Below are 16,138 nucleotides of genomic sequence, written 5' to 3'. Positions count from 1 at the left end.
GGCTCACTCCGCAGCCATGGGCAGGGCATCGAGGACGCGTTTGCGTCCGGTGAGAAGGTCGGACATGAGAGCGGATTTGCAATCTAGAAGTTTATTGATTTCGCATTCCGTGACGCGCTGAGTATCGTAAAGCCCGGTCATGAGCTCGATTATCTTCTCTTGCTCGGCCACCGGTGGAACAGGAATATTAAAACGAAGCACGTCATCCTTGGTAATGTTAGGGTCTTTCCGACTGCTTGCAGCAACTGAACGCCATCTTGCACGTAAACCGACCAATGCGAAGTTCAGAAACGAGCCAAGAATAGAATCATCTTTTAGGCGTAGCGCCGAGATAGCTTGATTTGTTGCCGATGGTTGCGCGAGGATGCCCGACCGCCCGATTTGCTGAAAACCGCCATACATAGCAACCAGAACAGTTCCTGTAGGATGAACATCGCATGAGCTTTCCGCCACTGCCGCTGGGGTTATCCTTTCCTCCGTCTCAGCGATTAAGCCATCTGTCAGATCTCCTGTTTTCACCCACGGGATCGTGCCGTCTACAAAGTATCTATCGTGCCGTGCTCTCAACGGCGTTGCGCCTGCTTTAACATCCGCGAAATCACGAATCATCTTTAGCGACCATCCCTCCGGGATTTCCCCAAACTCCGTCTGCTTGAAGCGTGTATGGCCGATGCCCTTGGTGAGCACGCGTTCCAGCGCGCCCTGTTTGACCTTTCTGGCCTGCTCAATCACCGCCCGCGTCGCCGCAATTGCCTCATCGACACTCGACAGAATTTCGGCGATCCGGCACTGTTCGTGGAGAGGAGGGACTAAGACCGGCTCCTTAGCCGCCTTATCCCGATTAAGACCAGGAACTCCGGTTGCCTCGTTTAGGCGTTCCAAAGACGCGAACTGCAAAAGGTAAGTCAACCAGCGCCAGTCGCAGTTTTGTCTTTGAATAACAAAGTAGGTGGTATCAATGGGCCAGAAACCCTTTTCTACGTAAAATACCCCGCCGAGCGAACCTTTGCGTGACAAGACAATGCTAGGGCCGGCTGCTGCAGCCTCGTCGTGGTAGCCAACGATGCCACTAGAGCCGAAGACCGGAATTGTCCCGATCCTGCGCTCCCCACTTGCCAAGGCCTTGCCATATTCGAGTTTGATGATGTCCCCGAGCCGAGACTCTTTCCAACCATCGGGCACCTCAAGCGACATAGCCAAGCTCCCGCAAAAAACTCATCATTCGCGCCTCCGCCGCACCCCGCTTGGCTTGAAGCTCGACAAGCTTCTCTACGTCCGCAGCGACATCGACTTCCTCGGCTTCCTCGCCCAGATGCACATAGCGGCTGATATTGAGGTTGAAGTTATTTGCCTCGATCTCGCTGATCGGCAGCACCTGCGCCAGTCGCTCGACAGCGGCAAAATCGCTGTAGGCTTTCGCCAGTGTGGTGACATCGACTTCTGACAAATGGTTCTGCGCTTTGCCTTCCACGACGTGCTCGGCCCCGTTGACTATCAGGATCTGCCTCTTGCGCGCCTCCGGCTTCTTCTTGCGCAGGATCAGGATGCAGGCCGGAATGCCCGCGCCATAAAACAGGTTGGGCGCAAGGCCGATGACGGCTTCGATCAGATCATCCTTTATCAGTCCCTCGCGGATCTTACCCTCGGCGCCGCCGCGAAACAGCACGCCATGCGGCAGCACCACGCCGCAGACGCCATCTTCCTTCAGGCTTGCCACCATATGCTGGACGAAGGCTAGGTCGCCGTAAGACTTCGGCGGGCAGCCATAGCGGTCACGACCATAGGCATCGCCCTTCGACCAGACATCATGGCCCCAGTTTTTCAGCGAGAACGGCGGATTAGCCAGCACCCGGTCAAAGGTGCGGATGGCCTTAACGCTGTCGCCCGTTAGATGCTTCGGCTCCAACAGCGTGTCGCCGCGCGCCACATTGGCGTCGTCGATATCATGGAGGAACAGGTTCATCTGGCAGATGGCCCAGGTATTGAGGTTCCGCTCCTGGCCGAATAGCGACAGGCTCCTAGGGTTCTTACCTTGACGCTCCAGATGATGCACCGCCTCTAGCAGCATGCCGCCCGAGCCGCAGGTGGGGTCATAGATCGACATGCCTTCTTCCGGCTTCAGGCATTCGACGATCAGCCGCACCACCATTTTCGGCGTGTAGAACTCGCCACCCTTCTTGCCGGCGTCATCGGCAAACTGCGCGATCAGGTATTCATAGGCCTGACCCAGCACATCCGGCTCGACATCGCTGTTGCGCAGCCGATAAGTCTCGAAATGCTGCAGCAGCTTTTCCAGCATGGCATCCGGAAAGCGCTCCTTGTTGTTGAAATCGACATCCTGGAAAACGCCGCGCAGCTTCATGTTCGCGTCTTCAATGGCCCGGAAAGCGGCATTCAGATGCGTGCCGATATCGGTCGTATGCTTTCGGATATCCTTCCAGAAATGTCCCTTCGGAATATCAAAGCGGTGCTCGTCCGGATCGGCGGCGAGATCGGCATCGTGATAGCGCGCTAAGCGCTCCTCATACTCCTCCTCCCAGACATCTGAGAGGCGTTTGAAGAAAAGAAGGCCGAAAATGTAGTGTTTGTAATCGCCGGAATCGATCGATCCACGCAGGATGTCTGCCGCTCGCCAGAGATGATTCTCCAGCTGCGATAAGGTCAATGTCGTCACTTATGCAATCCCCGTCTTGATTTGCGATCGATCCTACCAGATCCGAGCGCGCTGGCAATTTATCTGGACAACGCCGCACGAGCGAATAGAACTTTCTCTACAATCTATGAGCTTATTCGGAGTCCATTTTGAGCGATATAAAGCTGTTTCATTTCAACGGCGATCAAGTGATGGAGCTTGCCGGAGCTGCCGTTCAGGTTGAAAAATCTCTTCAACACTTATTCGAGGCGAATCTGGATGCCCTGCTTGGCATCCGCTTTCTCGCCAGCGAGCATTCAACGGGCGCTGTGCACGGTGGCAGGATTGATACCCTCGGTTTGGACGAGGACAATTCGCCTGTCATCATCGAATATAAGCGTTCGGTGAACGAGAATGTTATAAATCAAGGACTTTTCTATCTCGACTGGCTGCTCGATCATCGGAAGGAGTTTCAATGGCTGGTGATGGAGCGTTTAGGGTCAGAGGTTGCGAAGACCGTGGATTGGTCTGCCCCACGACTGCTGTGCATCGCCGGTGATTTCACCCGCTACGATGAGCACGCTGTAAAGCAGATTGCTCGCAACATCGAGCTTATCCGTTATCGCCGCTTCGGTGAGGATCTATTGATGATGGAGCTTGTGCATGCGCCGAAGACTGCGCGGGTCAGCCCGTTGATCGTTCAAAAGCGAGTGACCGAGGAGGTGGCATCAGGACAAGCGTCGCCAGACGATGCGGATCCCTACTGGGCGAACCGCATGAGCTATCGATTGTCGCAAGCATCAACGAAGCTACGCGATATATACGATGCTATACAACAGTTCGTTACTGCGCTCGGCGACGATGTGCAGGTCAAGGAGCTGAAGCAATATACCGCATTCAAAAGGATCAAGAACTTCATCTGCCTGCAAATCTATCCTCAGGCGCGTAGCGTTGTCGCCTATCTCAAACTGGATCCGTTGACTGTCGAGCTCGAGGACGGGTTCTCACGCGATGTGACGAACATCGGCCACCACGGGACCGGCGACTTGGAGTTGTCGCTGAAATCGATGGTGGATTTCGAAAAGGCCCAGCCGCTGCTGCGGCGAGCCTATGAGGGAGGTTGAAGTCATGAGAGCTAGGAATAGAGACAACTTTTCAGCTGCCGTGAAACGAGTTGCGGCTCAAAGAGTGGCCTATAGGTGTTCCAGTCCTGCCTGTGATCGTGTGACGCTCGGACCAGATGCATCCATAGCTGATGCGACTGTTTCCATCGGTAAGGCTGCACATATCCATGCAGCTTCCCCAGGAGGACCGCGTTTCAATAAGACGCAGACGCCGGCGGAAAGGGCCTCACTTGCAAATGCGCTCTGGCTCTGCAGTAACTGCGCAACGATGATTGATGTAAACAATGGTGCATCGTTCCCTCCTAAAAGACTTAAGCAGTGGAAAATTGAGGCTGAAGCTCGTGCATCAAAAGAGTTGCAGACAGGGCAGATTGAGCTGCACGTCCCGGCATTTCTGCGAAACTACATCTATATAAACTACATCAACACACCGAGGCTGCAGTTTTTTGTCACCGACGCGGACAGGCAGTCTCCCGTTTTTGCTGAGACAAAGAATGGTTTCCCTGATGGAAACATGATTTGGCATTTAGCTCATTTGGGAGACATTGTCGCAAACTTGCACGTCGGAGCTGTAGACCTGCAGGACTTGTTCCCACTGTCCGAGGATTTCATAGGGTCGGTCCTGTCGGTAAATGAAATGTTTTACACGAAAAACGGCGTTCTTCCGGGAAGGGACGATCATAAAAACATCGTGGAGAATTTCGATCCGAAGAAATCGCCGCACATCTATCTGAAATTGGGTGGCTTCAAAGTCATCTCGCCCTACGATCCAAGGTGGGTAACAACGTCAACGGCATTTTCTTCTTTTCGAGGCGGACGAGAGCGGTTCGCCGGATTGTTCGTTCTTAAAAGCATAGACTTTGAGCAACAGGAGATGTTTCTGTCGCCACTGGTGATGGGACTGCCCATACCGCCAGGTATGGAGGGGTTCTACAAGCGATCTTTTGCTTGATAAAAGCGCCACATATTCGGCGCGTCCGCCACGTGTAGGCTGCTGAAGTTGGTCTATTTGCCATCCCTCTCTTCTCTCGCTATGTAGCCCCCCGCGCCTGACAGCGCCGACCAGCATAACCGGAGAGGTGGCAGAGTGGTCGAATGCACCGCACTCGAAATGCGGCATACCTGCAAGGGTATCGTGGGTTCAAATCCCACCCTCTCCGCCATTTTCACCCGTTGATATCTGGGTGAGGCGCGCCTTTTCTGAACCTCTTTCCGCGCGAATACTCTGGCGAATCATGTGTCCGGCATGGCGAAAACGCGGCGCTTGTTTCCGGATCGCGTTCAGGCCGATCCTTCATCGTGTCGTCGATCTGCATCTTCTTCGGGTGATTACTGCAGCCGTTGTGTGATGTATCGCGCGTTTGCGGTCCGGTTATGCCGCGCGGCTGCCATCGTGGGTTTGCCGAGGAGGGAATCGTGGATCGGCCGGCGAAGAGCAGCCCGTGGTGGCGCCGGATCTATTCGGCGACCAGACCGCTCCGGCGCAGGAGCGCGAGGAAGAGGAGCGGGATCAGCGTTGTGAGGACGATCGTTACGAAGGCCATTGCCATGCCGAGGCCGATCGAGCCCTGTTCGAACTGACGCCAGATGAAGGTGGCGATGGTCTGCATGCCCACAGGGGCCAGCACGATCGACGCCACAAGCTCGCGCGATGCCAGCGCGAAGACGAGCAGCATGGCCGAGGCCAGGCTCGGCAGCACCAGCGGCAGCAGGATGCGGTGGAAGACGGTCAGCGTGCCGGCGCCGGCGACGCGGGCGGCGGCCTCGAGATTGTCACCGATCTGCTGGAAGGCAGCCGACGAATAGCGCGCCGTCTGCGGCAGCAGGATGCAGCAATAGGCAAGCAGCAGGATGATGGTCGTATTGTATGGGGTAAACGGCAGGCCCGGCATGTTCCAGACGAGGATCAGTCCGACGGCGACGACGATGCCGGGCAGGGCATTGGGCAGCACGGTCATGATGTCGATCAGCATGCGGCCGCGCATTTTCGTCTTCACGACGGTATAGGCGGCCATGACGCCGATCAGGCCGGTGATGACGGCGGTGCCGATGCCGAGCGCCAGGCTGTTGCCGAGGGCGGCGAGCGCACCGGCGCTATTGCCGAAGACGGCTGAGAAATTATCCAGGCCGAGATTGTCGATGACGAGGCCGCGCGAGATCGTTTTCGAGAGGGCAGTTGCAAGGATCGCAAGCATGGGCACGCCGGTCGCGAGGAAGGAGACGACGGCGAAGGCCAGGAGAACCGGTGCCGTCATTGCTCCGAGCGGGCGCTTGTCCTTGTTCTGCGGCTTGCCGCTGACCGTCTGGTAGGAGCGGCGCGAGAGGATGCGGCGCTGGATGAGGAATGCGATCAGCGAGATGATGACGAGGGTCAGCGACAGGACGGCGGCACCCGGCAGGTCGATCGGCCAGTCGCCGATGCGCGTGTCGATGCCGGTCACGAGAACCTGGAAACCGGCGCGGCGGCCGAGTGCCGCCGGCGTGCCGTATTCCTCGATCGCGGCGGCGAAGACCAGCAGCAGGCTGGCGGCAAGGCCGGGAGCGGAGAGCGGCAGCGTGATGCGCCAGAAGGCGCGGGCCGGCGAGGCACCAAAGACGCGGCCGACATCGGCATAGCGGGCGCCGACGGCTTCGACCGTGCGCGAAACGGCGAAATAGACGACGGGAAAGGTGTTGAACGTCATGACCACGGTCATGCCCGCCAGCGAGAAGAGGGTCGGGGCGAGATTGAAGCCGGCAATCTGCTCGAGGTAGCCACGCGGCTGCAGCGTCATGATCCAGCCGAGCGTGGCGATATAGGGCGGGATCATGAAGGGCGTCAGCAGCAGCACGTCCCACATCGGCGCAAGGGGAATGCGGTAAAGCGCCCGCAGCACGCCGAGGGGAACGGCGATGAGTGCGGAGGCGAGAACGACGGCGCAGCCGAGAAGGATGGTATTCGCGGTCATGCCGATCAGCGTTTCGTCGGCCAGCGTCTTGCCGATGGCCGAGAAGGGTGCTGCGAACGAGCCCTGCCCCAGCGAGGGAAAGACCGCCTGCAGCAAGACGGCGACGAAGGGAAAGGCGACGATGACGATCAGCCCCACGGTTGCGAGCCAAGCTGCCGGCACCGGAGCGCCTGTTCCCTTCGCACTCATTCTCACGAAGCCTTACTTGCCGCCGAACAGATCGCCGATCTGTTTCAGGATTTCCTTGCGCTTGCCGTAGACGGCGTTGACATCGTAATCGAGCAGCTTCAGATCGCTCATCAGCGGACGCGAGGCCGGGATGTCGGAGCGGGCCGGCATCAGATACGTGCCGGCAACGAGCTTCTGGCCTTCATCGGACAGCATGTAATCGACGAACTTCTTGGCTTCGTCCTGGTGCTTGGACCAGTTGAGGATCATGACCGGGCGCGGCGCTATGACGGTGCCGGACTGCGGGAAGATGACGTCGATGCTTTCGCCCTTGGCCTTGGCGGCGAAGGTGATGTAGTCGACCGCGCCGAAGACGGCGGCCTTGGCGCCCTGCAGCACCGGGTTCAGCGCTTCGGCGTTGGCGCCGGCGATGATGGCGCCGTTGTCCTTGAGATCCTTGAAGAGCTTGTAGTCGTCCTTGGCGCCAAGCGCCGCGGTCAGTTCGAAGGAGGAGCCGGACTGGGCGGGATCGGGAATATTGACGAGGTCCTTGAACTCGGGCTTGGCGAGATCGGCCCATTCCTTCGGCCGCGGCGTGCCGCTTTGGGTGTTCCAGGCGATGCCGAGCGCCGAAACGCCCTGGGCGACCGCGGTGTCCGACTTCAGGAATGCGGGAACCTTTTCCGCATTCGGGCTGGTGTAGGAAACGAGCCAGCCGCGCTTGGCGAAATCGGTGGCCGTGTCCCAGGAGGCGGAGATCAGCACATCGACGGCTGGATTGGCGGCTTCCGCTTCGATGCGGGCCATGACCTTGCCGGTCGTTGCCTGGAAGACATTGACCTTGATGCCGGTCTCGGCGGTAAAGCCGGCGGAAAGCTTGTCGATCAGGTTCTGCGGGCCTGCGGTGTAGACGGTGATGTCGGCATGGGCGACACCGCTCAGAAGGGCGGTCGAAAGCGCAAAAATTGCAATTGATTTCAGTGCTTTAAACATGATTTCCTCTTTATGCTCAACTAATGTTCCTGCTGGAACCACAGGATGCTGCGGGCATCGACCGAAAGGCCGATCTGTTCCCCCGGCCGGATTTTGATCGGGCTTAGAACTTGCAGCTCGATGCCCGTCGTGCCGTGCGGTGCGGCAGTGACGAGGTGCCCGTCTCCCCGGAAATGCGAGCGTATGGCTGTCGCCGGCAGGCTCGGCCAGGCGGCTTCGCCGAGCGAGACCGCGCGTGTGGGAATGAGGATCTTGGCCTTTTCCTGTCCCGGGCGCGCCGTATCCGACAGCACATGCGGGCTTCCGGCCAGCCGCCAGCCATTGTCGCGCCATTCCAGCTCGGCCGTGCTGCCGAGCCGCAGGAATTCGGCGACCTCGGGCGAGGCCGGGCTTTCGATCAGGATATCGGGCGAGGCGAGCTGGGCGATTTCTCCGGAGCGCATGATGGCGACCTCGTCGGCCAGCGTCAGGGCTTCGCTGTGGTCGTGCGTGACGTAGATTGCCGTCAAACCAAGGCTGGCGATGAGTTCGGCAAGCTCGCCGACCATATTTTCACGCAGCTCGCGGTCGAGGTTGGAAAGCGGCTCGTCGAACAATATGAGCTGCGGTTCGGCAACGATGGCGCGGGCGATGGCCACGCGCTGCTGCTGGCCGCCGGAAAGGTCGCTCGGGCGGCGCTGGGCAAGGTTTGCCAGTCCGACGCGCTCCAGCGCCCGCATCGTACGCCGTTCGCGCTCGGCCTTGGAGACGCCGCGCATTTCGAGCGGAAAGGAGACGTTGCCGCCGACCGTCAGGTGCGGCCACAGCGCATAGTCTTGAAACACCATGCCGAGATTGCGCTTTTCCGGCGGCACGAAGATTTTCGATGCCGCGTCGGCAACGATCTGGCCGGAAATGCTGATCCTGCCTCTGGTCGGTGCGAGAAGGCCGGCAACCAGGCGAAGAAGGGTCGTCTTGCCGCAGCCGGACGGGCCGAGCAGCGCGAGCGTCCGCCCTCCGGGAAGCGAGAGGTCGATACCGCCCAGAACGACGGTCTTGTCGTAATGAAGTTCCAATCCCGTTGCCGAAACGGCAGCCTGGATGCGATTCGCGTTACTTGTCATCTAAAAATCGGCGTTTCGAAAAGCTACAAGCCTGAGTAGAGGCGCCACATGACAGCCGCATGACGATCGTGTGACGAATTTGCTGCGACCTTCGTGGAAGCGGCGCATGACAGTCATCGTGCAGAGAAGGGCAGATACATCCGCAGCGTGCGAAAGTTGATCGCCGGCCATGGAGATCGTCGCTGGCCGATATATTAAGAATAAGAGGATCTTGATAAACTAGATCGGCAATACAGCCATTCTTATTTAGTATGACTCAAGGGGTTTACTCTTCCCTTCAATAGGTTATTGAGCCACCAGACCCAGCCGTTCAATTCCAGTTCGCTTCGATCTGCAATCGAATTGCTGGGCGGAAATCCGGCGGCAGGGGCTCTTGCTCGTCGATTCTTGAACTCCTTTGCGGCTACGAGACGGAGGTGGAATTCGTTGCGATGAGTGTGCTTCGAAATTCGGTCTCAAGGGCAGGGGCCGATCGAATGGCGCAACATCAGGGGGATCGATCTTTGAGCCGAGAAAGCACCGTAATGCCTGAACGTATCGCGCGGGAATGGAAGAGTCTCGTCGAGCAGACGTCGACGGAAACCCACCGGATCGTCTATTCGATCGTCCATGATTATGAAGACGAGTTGAAGCAGCGTTATAGAGCCTATCTGGAAGGAGATCCGGACCTGGCATCCCTGGTCGGGGAGGACGCCAACGTCACCGCATTCACCGACCGGTTCCTGGAATGGATGAAGAAGCTCGTCGATCCGGATGCCACTTCGGGCGAGATATTTTTCTCCGAGCAGGATAGTCTGGGCGACATGATGGCGCGCATCGGTTTTCCGCCGCATGCGGTCTCGCGGTCGATACGCAAGATCAAGCTATGGTTTTTGCGGCATCTGGCCGAAACCGATGTTTCCCGGCGGCAGCTTGTCGATGCGATGACCTTCGTCATCGGCCTGTTCGATATTGCGCTGGAGGTTCGCGAAGCCAGCTATCAGAAGGGCATCGCTTCCAATGCGCGGGTGAACGAAGCCTATCGGCTGCATCTGCTGGGCCAGAATCTCGGGATGGAACGGGAACGGCAAAGGGCCGCGCTGATGGAATGGGGCCACGGCATCCTGGCTGCCTTCTATCAGAACGCCGCTTCCAGCGAGCTTCCTCGGCTCTGGAAAAGCGAGTTCGGCCTGTGGCTGAACCACAAAGCGCATATTCTGTTCGAGCGTCAGCCGAAACTCGAACTCATCAAGCAGCTCGTCAACCGCATCGACAATAAGCTCGTTCCCGCGCTGGAGCGTGTGAGCTTCGGCGACAGGTCGCAGATCAGCGATGCCGCGGGAAGGATCGAAGAGGAACTGTCTGCGATCAAGTTCCTGCTGAACAGCATCTTCGAAGCGCATATCGAGGTCGAAAGCGGCCGGGACCCCCTGACCCAGCTTTTGACCCGGCGGTTCATGCCGTCCGTGATGATGCGCGAGATACAATTGCAGAAGACGTCTTCCGCCGGCTTCTGCACGTTGCTGCTGGATATCGATCACTTCAAGAACATCAACGATACGCACGGGCACAAGGTCGGCGATCTGGCGCTCAGGTCCGTCGCCGCCGCGATTACCGAAGCCGTTCGCCAGACCGATTTCGTCTTCCGCTATGGCGGCGAGGAGATGCTGATCGTGCTTGTCGAATGCGACGAGGCCATGGGTCTCCAGGTTGCCGAGAAAATCCGCTCGGAAATAGCGAAACTTTCGATTCCGCTTGCCGATGGCGGTAAATTCGCCGTCACCGTCAGCATCGGCGTTGCCGCTTTCAAGGGCGAACTCGATTACGAGGGCATCCTGGCGCGCGCCGACAAGGCCGTCTACGAGGCAAAGGAGCGCGGCCGGAACAGGGTGACGCTGGCGCCGGAATCCTGACGAAGATGCGGGGGCATCGCCAGGCTCGACGCCATGCCCGGCGGCCTTCGGCCGGTTGCCGCCGATTGTTTCGAGCGCCGGAGCAACAGTTCGTTCGCCGCCGAACTGTTGCGGGTTCCGGTCGGCTACACTGAAACTCTCACAGGAGAGTTTGCGATGTTGACGAACAAGACCGCGTTAACCGCGGGTGAAGGCGACCACGAACACATCGAGATCAAACCCAGCGTGCTCTATATCGGCACGCCCGTGGCGCTGATTACGAGCCTCAATCCTGACGGCACGACGAATATTTCTCCCATGTCCTCCGTCTGGAGCCTTTTCGATCGTGTCGTTCTGGGTTTGACATTGACGAGCAAGGGCCGGGAAAATCTCATGCGCGAGCGGCAGCTTGTGTTGAATTTTCCGTCGCCGGACTTATGGCCGAAAATCGAGGCGATCGCGCCGACAACCGGTCGCGACCCGGTTCCTCCGCACAAGGAGAAAAACGGCTATCGTTTCGAGGCCGACAAATTTGACGTGGCGGGCCTGACACCTCAAGCGGCCGATCTCGTGCGGCCGCCGCGGATCGCCGAATGCCCTATTCAATTCGAGGCAGAAGTCGTGGCCGCGCATTCTCCCGCTATGGAATGGCCCCGGAGCGTCCGGAGGCATTCCGGATCGTCGAGGCGAAGGTCGTTCGGGTTCACGCGCACAGGAATATCGTGATCGCCGGCACCAACCATATCGACACGAGCCGCTGGAGCCCGCTGCTTTACGTGTTTCGCCATTATTTCGGTACGGGACCCGATCTCGGCCGTACCTTCAAGGCCGAGAGATGATGCAATCCGGATCAATGCCGCTGCGGCGAGCGCGGCCTCATCCGGCGGGTTCGGCGCCGGCAATCAGCAGATCCAGGCCGGCTTCGAAAAGGGCCTCGTGCCCGCCGGCGCGGTAGAACGTCAGGGCTCTGGCAAGGTTGGGATGGCCCTCGGCTGCAGCGTCGAGCGCCGCACGCTCCGAAGGATCGGCGATATCCGCCTGTTCTTCGAGCACGCATCCCACCACATACCGGCTGATCGAGATTTGAATTTCCAGGGCTTTTCCGGGATGGAAGCCGGCCGCGAGCAGGTATTCCAGCTGGGCTTCGATGGCGTCGAGATGCGAAGGATCGACGTCCGTTCCCGCATGAACGCGCGCGCCGTCGCGCCATGTCAGCAGGGCAGAGCGGAAGCTGCGGGCATTGGCGCGCAGAAAATCCTGCCAGCTCTCCCCGGGCAAAGGCGTGTTGCGAGTGTGGTTTCGCTTCAGCATCTCGGCGTTCATGGCCGCCAGCAAGGCCTGCTTGCCTTTGAAATGCCAATAGAGCGCCGGCTGCTGAACTCCGAGGCGCTGCGCGATCAGCCGCGTCGACAATCCGTCGGTGCCGACTTCGTTCAAGATGGTCAGCGCCGCGTCGACGATCTGTGCCCTGTCGATTTTCATGGCATCTCCGATTGACAGTTTTTCGCAGATAATTTATCGCCGATAAAGTTCCTTATCAACGATAAGTTTTACGCCATGAACAAGATGCTTTGGACAATCCTGGCTGTCGTCGTTCTCGATGCCGCCGGCACGGGCCTGGTCATGCCGATCCTGCCGGAGCTTCTTCGCAGCGTCGCGCATACGCCGGATCTGAGTTGGCGCTACGGCGCCTTCCTGTCGCTCTATGCCGCCTTGCAGTTTCTGGCCTCGCCGGTCCTCGGGACGCTGAGCGATCGCTACGGCCGCAGGCCGGTGCTGCTCGTTTCGCTGGCGGGCGGGATGATCGACTATGCTTTCATGGCATGGGCGCCGGGCTTCTGGTGGCTGTTCCTCGGGCGGGGTATCGCCGGCCTGACGGCGGCGAACGCAGCCGTCGCGACTGCCTGCCTCGCCGACATCACGCCCGCGGAGCGGCGCACGCGCGCCTTCGGACTGCTCAGCGCATGCTTCGGCGTCGGCTTCATTCTCGGCCCGGTCATCGGCGGCATGCTGGGTACGATTTCCCTGCGGGCGCCGTTCGTTGCCGCCGCGCTGCTGGTGATGGTGAATTTCACCGTTACCCTGCTCGTGCTGCCGGAGACGCGGTCGGCGAGGCCGGAGCGGATCGATGCCGCCGCCTTTCACCCGCTGGCGCCGTTGCGCTGGATCGGTGTCTTTCCGGCGCTGCTGCCGCTTCTGGCGATCTTCGTCGTCCTCAGCATGGTCGGCGAAGTCGGCGGCACCGTCTGGGTGCTCTACGGTCAGGACAAGTTCGGCTGGGATACGGCGACAGTCGGCCTGTCTCTTGCCGGTTTCGGTTTCTTCCATGCGCTTGCGCAGGCTTTCGTCGCCGGTCCGCTGAGCGAGCGCTGGGGCGAGCGCCATGCGCTGCTCGTCGCGGCCGTCTGCGATTGCGCGGCCTATATCGCGATCGCTTTCGCCACGCGCGGCTTCGTCGCCTTCCTGCTGTTTCCTCTCTTCTGCCTCGGCGGCATCGGCCAGCCTGCGCTCCTGTCGCTGATGACGAAACGGGTGGAGGCGGATGAGCAGGGACGACTGCAGGGCGTGCTGGGCAGCCTGACGAGCCTCGCCTCGATGATAGCGCCGCTGGCGATCAGCGAGATCTATTTCGCATCGAGGTCCGTCTTTCCCGGTCTGGTCTGGGTTCTCGGCGCCCTGCTTCTTTTCGCGTGCATGCCGGTTCTGTTCGCAAGCAGGCGGCGGGCGGCGGACGCATAGGCGGCCCGGAGGGCCAGATTGACCCGAAAGACAAGATTGACCCGAAAGACAAGGCGCGTCGACAATATCGTCGCGCCTTGGATGCGGATCAGTTCAGGGATTCGTCCGTATCCTGATCGGAATCCTTGGCCTTGCTGAAGAGGCTCTTCAGCGCACTGGTCTTGGCTTTCGTGGCCTTGTTTGCCTTGAGGGCGCGCGTGGCGGCCTTGGCCTGCTCCAGCATCATCTCGATCTGGATCTGCTGGATTTCGGTCAGCCGCTCCCACTGGCGATTGAGGAGATGGTCGACCTTTTCATGCAGGTGGCGGATTTCCAGCTCGGCCTTCAGGTTGACCTTGTAGTCGTTGAGGGCGCGCAGCCGATCCTTTTCTTCCTGACGGCGCTGGCTCATCATGATGATCGGCGCCTGCAGTGCCGCGATGGTCGACAGGACGAGGTTCAGCAGGATGAACGGATAGGCGTCGAAGGCCTTGTTCTCGCCCATGAGCAGATTGATGCCCATCCAGACGGCGAGGAAAAAACAGAAGGAGATGATGAAGGTCCAGCTGCCGCCGAACGTAGCAACCCCATCTGCCATCCGGTCGCCGATGGAGCGATGGTCCTCGTAGTCCTCTTCGATGTTCTCGGCCAGGGTGTCATGAGTCTTCAGGCTTTCGACGACCTCGTCCTCGAGGTTGGAAAGCTCGCCGCGCTCCACCGTCAGAAGCTCGGCGATGTACTGGGCGCGATAGTCGTCCATGACCTTGCGGCTGATATAATCGTCGGCGCGAAGTTCGGGATGCTTCAGCCGCATGAAATCAGCAAGCGAAGGGCGAAGATCGTCGACATGCACCGCGTCTTTTTTCTTCAGCACCTGGCCGGTGATGGCATCGACAAGCTTGACGGACTTGGCTTTCGCCTGGGCGAGACTCTTGGTATAGTCGTTCATCTCCACTACGGTCGGGGTCTCGCCCTCGCCCGCGTCGAAATCGACGATGCCTTCCGCCGGATCAAAGGTCTTCGCTTCTGTCATATAGGGGGCCTTCTTTGACGTTTTCGCTCATCTAACCAATAATGCGAACAGGAATATGACTGTTGGAAGACTGTCGAAACCGCAGCCTGCGGAAATCGCTGCCGCACCTTCGCAATCCTTCCCCTTCACCCGCGCCGGTTCAACCTTAGCGCCATTGTCCTAAGCAACGGCAAATAAAAATGCGCTCTTCCGGTATCCGGCTGTGGCGCTTCGGCCGCAAGGCACGGAACAACCGTTCCGCGATTTCGTAAACGTTTCCGAAAGCGCAGCGTGTCATTGCGGGAATTTCTACCGATTCAATCATGTTTTGCCTTTTGTGCCCCTTGACCGAGGCCGGCCGACCTCTATTTGCCGCGATGCAGCAGATATTCGCTGCTGCGAATAAATAGTAAGTTTCAAAGGATTACATCGCATCAACAGGATGTTGGGCCCTGTTGCCACGGGTTTTGCAAATGTGCGGAAAGGATAGCTATGCACAATCCCCCGGCAAAAGACTTGGAGTCCATCGCCCGGCAGGGCGGCCGCTTCAAGCGTATGGCCGTCAGGATACCGACTTACCTGACCGATCTTAAGGAGAATCCGGCCTGGTTGCCCATGTTCCTGTTGGCGCGAACCTTGCCGTTTCGGCAGATGCACTGGTTTGCCACCAGGCAGGCGGTCGAGGTCCCTGTTTCCGGTACGTCGATGTTTGAGGGTGTCGAGCGCCGAACCGTCGTCGACGCGCTGCGGGCGGATGGGATCTATCCGGGCCTGATGCTGCCGGACCGCATCCAGCGCGAGATTGCCGAATTCGCTTGCAATACCGGCTGCTACGGCAATTTCAACAGGAAGCTGGAATTCGTGGCGAGCGAGCATGCGGAGGCTGAAGCGCGTTTCGGGCGCCCGATTCTGAGCGGGCACCTTTTCGAGCGCTCGCTCGACTGCGATGCCGTCATGGCGGTTCAGCGCGATCCGCTGCTGATCGACGTCGCCCGCCAATATCTCGGCGGGCAGGCCAAGGTGATTACCACCCGCATCTGGTGGAGCTTTCCGACGCAGGCGTCCGAGGCCGACAGAAGCCTTGCCTCGCTCGACAAATATCACTTCGATCTCGATGACTGGCGCATGCTGAAATTCTTCTTCAACCTCGTCGATGTGGACGAGGGCACCGGCCCGCACGTCTTCGTCAAGGGAAGCCATCGGCGGCGCCGTGTCCGGCATCAGCTGACGCTGCTCGTGGGGCACCCGGCAAACGAAGTGCTCGATTATTACGGGCAGGGGAATGCGCTGACATTGACCGGCAGGGCCGGGTCCGGCTTCGTCGAGGATCCTTTCGGCTTCCACATGGGCACCGTACCCACGAGGAAACCGCGCCTGATGATGGAGGTCGGCTTCGGCGTTTCGAAGCCGTCGCGACGCCGCTTCCATGGGGAACCGGTGCTGCGCTGAAGCGATTCCGGGAAATAGGGGTGGCGGCTTTCCGTCCGGACGTGCCCGGAAACAAAAGAACAGAGCGGTTTCGCGGTTCGAGGAGAAGCGGAAGGGCCTGAGGACGGTGCCGGCCGGATA

General features: G+C 59.3%; 13 protein-coding genes and 1 tRNA gene. 7 read left to right on the top strand and 7 right to left on the bottom strand.

Going from position 1 to position 16,138, the window contains the following annotated elements:
- Window positions 1-3 precede the first annotated feature (3 nt).
- Together ACJJVH_RS15615 and ACJJVH_RS15610 are read right to left on the bottom strand one after the other, a co-directional pair.
- Window positions 4-1,194: a restriction endonuclease subunit S gene (locus ACJJVH_RS15615; protein ID WP_412064306.1), complete on the bottom strand. Its 1,191-nt coding sequence runs from the start codon at window positions 1,192-1,194 to the stop codon at window positions 4-6.
- Window positions 1,184-2,674 (bottom strand): type I restriction-modification system subunit M, encoded by a 1,491-nt coding sequence (locus ACJJVH_RS15610; RefSeq protein WP_412064305.1) that lies wholly within the window; start codon window positions 2,672-2,674, stop codon window positions 1,184-1,186. The genes ACJJVH_RS15615 and ACJJVH_RS15610 overlap by 11 nt, the downstream gene beginning before the upstream one ends.
- Window positions 2,675-2,802: 128 nt before the next feature.
- On the opposite strand from ACJJVH_RS15610, the gene ACJJVH_RS15605 reads away from it, so the two are divergent.
- The 3 genes from ACJJVH_RS15605 to ACJJVH_RS15595 all read left to right on the top strand — a co-directional run bounded on the left by ACJJVH_RS15605 (window position 2,803) and on the right by ACJJVH_RS15595 (window position 4,919).
- Window positions 2,803-3,756 carry a DUF5655 domain-containing protein gene (locus tag ACJJVH_RS15605; protein WP_412064304.1) on the top strand — a complete coding sequence of 318 codons (954 nt, stop codon included), beginning with the start codon at window positions 2,803-2,805 and terminating at the stop codon, window positions 3,754-3,756.
- Between the two features lie 4 nt (window positions 3,757-3,760).
- Window positions 3,761-4,708: a hypothetical protein gene (locus ACJJVH_RS15600; RefSeq protein ID WP_412064303.1), complete on the top strand. Its 948-nt coding sequence runs from the start codon at window positions 3,761-3,763 to the stop codon at window positions 4,706-4,708.
- A 121-nt stretch (window positions 4,709-4,829) separates the two neighbouring features.
- Window positions 4,830-4,919: transfer RNA gene (locus ACJJVH_RS15595), tRNA-Ser, on the top strand.
- A gap of 294 nt (window positions 4,920-5,213) precedes the next feature.
- Here ACJJVH_RS15595 and ACJJVH_RS15590 read toward each other — a convergent pair.
- The 3 genes from ACJJVH_RS15590 to ACJJVH_RS15580 are packed head-to-tail and all read right to left on the bottom strand — an operon-like array spanning window position 5,214 to window position 8,968.
- On the bottom strand, window positions 5,214-6,893 hold the full coding sequence (locus ACJJVH_RS15590) for an ABC transporter permease (protein WP_412064302.1): 1,680 nt from the start codon (window positions 6,891-6,893) through the stop codon (window positions 5,214-5,216).
- 12 nt (window positions 6,894-6,905) lie between these two features.
- A complete protein-coding gene (locus ACJJVH_RS15585; RefSeq protein WP_412064301.1) occupies window positions 6,906-7,865 on the bottom strand; it encodes an ABC transporter substrate-binding protein in 960 nt (319 codons plus the stop codon).
- A 20-nt stretch (window positions 7,866-7,885) separates the two neighbouring features.
- Window positions 7,886-8,968 (bottom strand): ABC transporter ATP-binding protein, encoded by a 1,083-nt coding sequence (locus tag ACJJVH_RS15580; RefSeq protein ID WP_113360527.1) that lies wholly within the window; start codon window positions 8,966-8,968, stop codon window positions 7,886-7,888.
- A 524-nt stretch (window positions 8,969-9,492) separates the two neighbouring features.
- Here ACJJVH_RS15580 and ACJJVH_RS15575 point away from each other — a divergent pair.
- Window positions 9,493-10,860 carry a diguanylate cyclase gene (locus ACJJVH_RS15575; RefSeq protein ID WP_412064300.1) on the top strand — a complete coding sequence of 456 codons (1,368 nt, stop codon included), beginning with the start codon at window positions 9,493-9,495 and terminating at the stop codon, window positions 10,858-10,860.
- A 33-nt stretch (window positions 10,861-10,893) separates the two neighbouring features.
- The gene (locus tag ACJJVH_RS15570) at window positions 10,894-11,565 is read left to right on the top strand and encodes a flavin reductase family protein (RefSeq protein ID WP_412064299.1); all 672 of its coding nucleotides are present in this window, start codon (window positions 10,894-10,896) and stop codon (window positions 11,563-11,565) included.
- A 150-nt stretch (window positions 11,566-11,715) separates the two neighbouring features.
- Here the strand turns inward: ACJJVH_RS15570 and ACJJVH_RS15565 are convergent, their stop codons facing one another.
- A complete protein-coding gene (locus ACJJVH_RS15565; RefSeq protein ID WP_412064298.1) occupies window positions 11,716-12,321 on the bottom strand; it encodes a TetR/AcrR family transcriptional regulator C-terminal domain-containing protein in 606 nt (201 codons plus the stop codon).
- Window positions 12,322-12,396: 75 nt separating this feature from the next.
- Between ACJJVH_RS15565 and ACJJVH_RS15560 the strand changes: the two genes are divergently transcribed.
- Window positions 12,397-13,578, top strand: coding sequence for a TCR/Tet family MFS transporter (locus tag ACJJVH_RS15560; RefSeq protein WP_412064297.1), 1,182 nt, complete (start codon window positions 12,397-12,399; stop codon window positions 13,576-13,578).
- 88 nt (window positions 13,579-13,666) lie between these two features.
- On the opposite strand, the gene ACJJVH_RS15555 is transcribed toward ACJJVH_RS15560, so the two are convergent.
- Window positions 13,667-14,590 carry a DUF1003 domain-containing protein gene (locus ACJJVH_RS15555; protein ID WP_112795884.1) on the bottom strand — a complete coding sequence of 308 codons (924 nt, stop codon included), beginning with the start codon at window positions 14,588-14,590 and terminating at the stop codon, window positions 13,667-13,669.
- Window positions 14,591-15,061: 471 nt separating this feature from the next.
- Here ACJJVH_RS15555 and ACJJVH_RS15550 point away from each other — a divergent pair, with 471 nt between their 5' ends.
- The gene (locus tag ACJJVH_RS15550) at window positions 15,062-16,018 is read left to right on the top strand and encodes a hypothetical protein (RefSeq protein WP_412064296.1); all 957 of its coding nucleotides are present in this window, start codon (window positions 15,062-15,064) and stop codon (window positions 16,016-16,018) included.
- The last annotated feature ends 120 nt before the right edge of the window (window positions 16,019-16,138 follow it).

This window comes from Rhizobium sp. SYY.PMSO (assembly GCF_046840415.1).
Lineage (GTDB): Bacteria > Pseudomonadota > Alphaproteobacteria > Rhizobiales > Rhizobiaceae > Rhizobium.
Note: the sequence above shows the minus strand (reverse complement) of the source record. Positions and strands in the feature narration are given on the sequence as shown.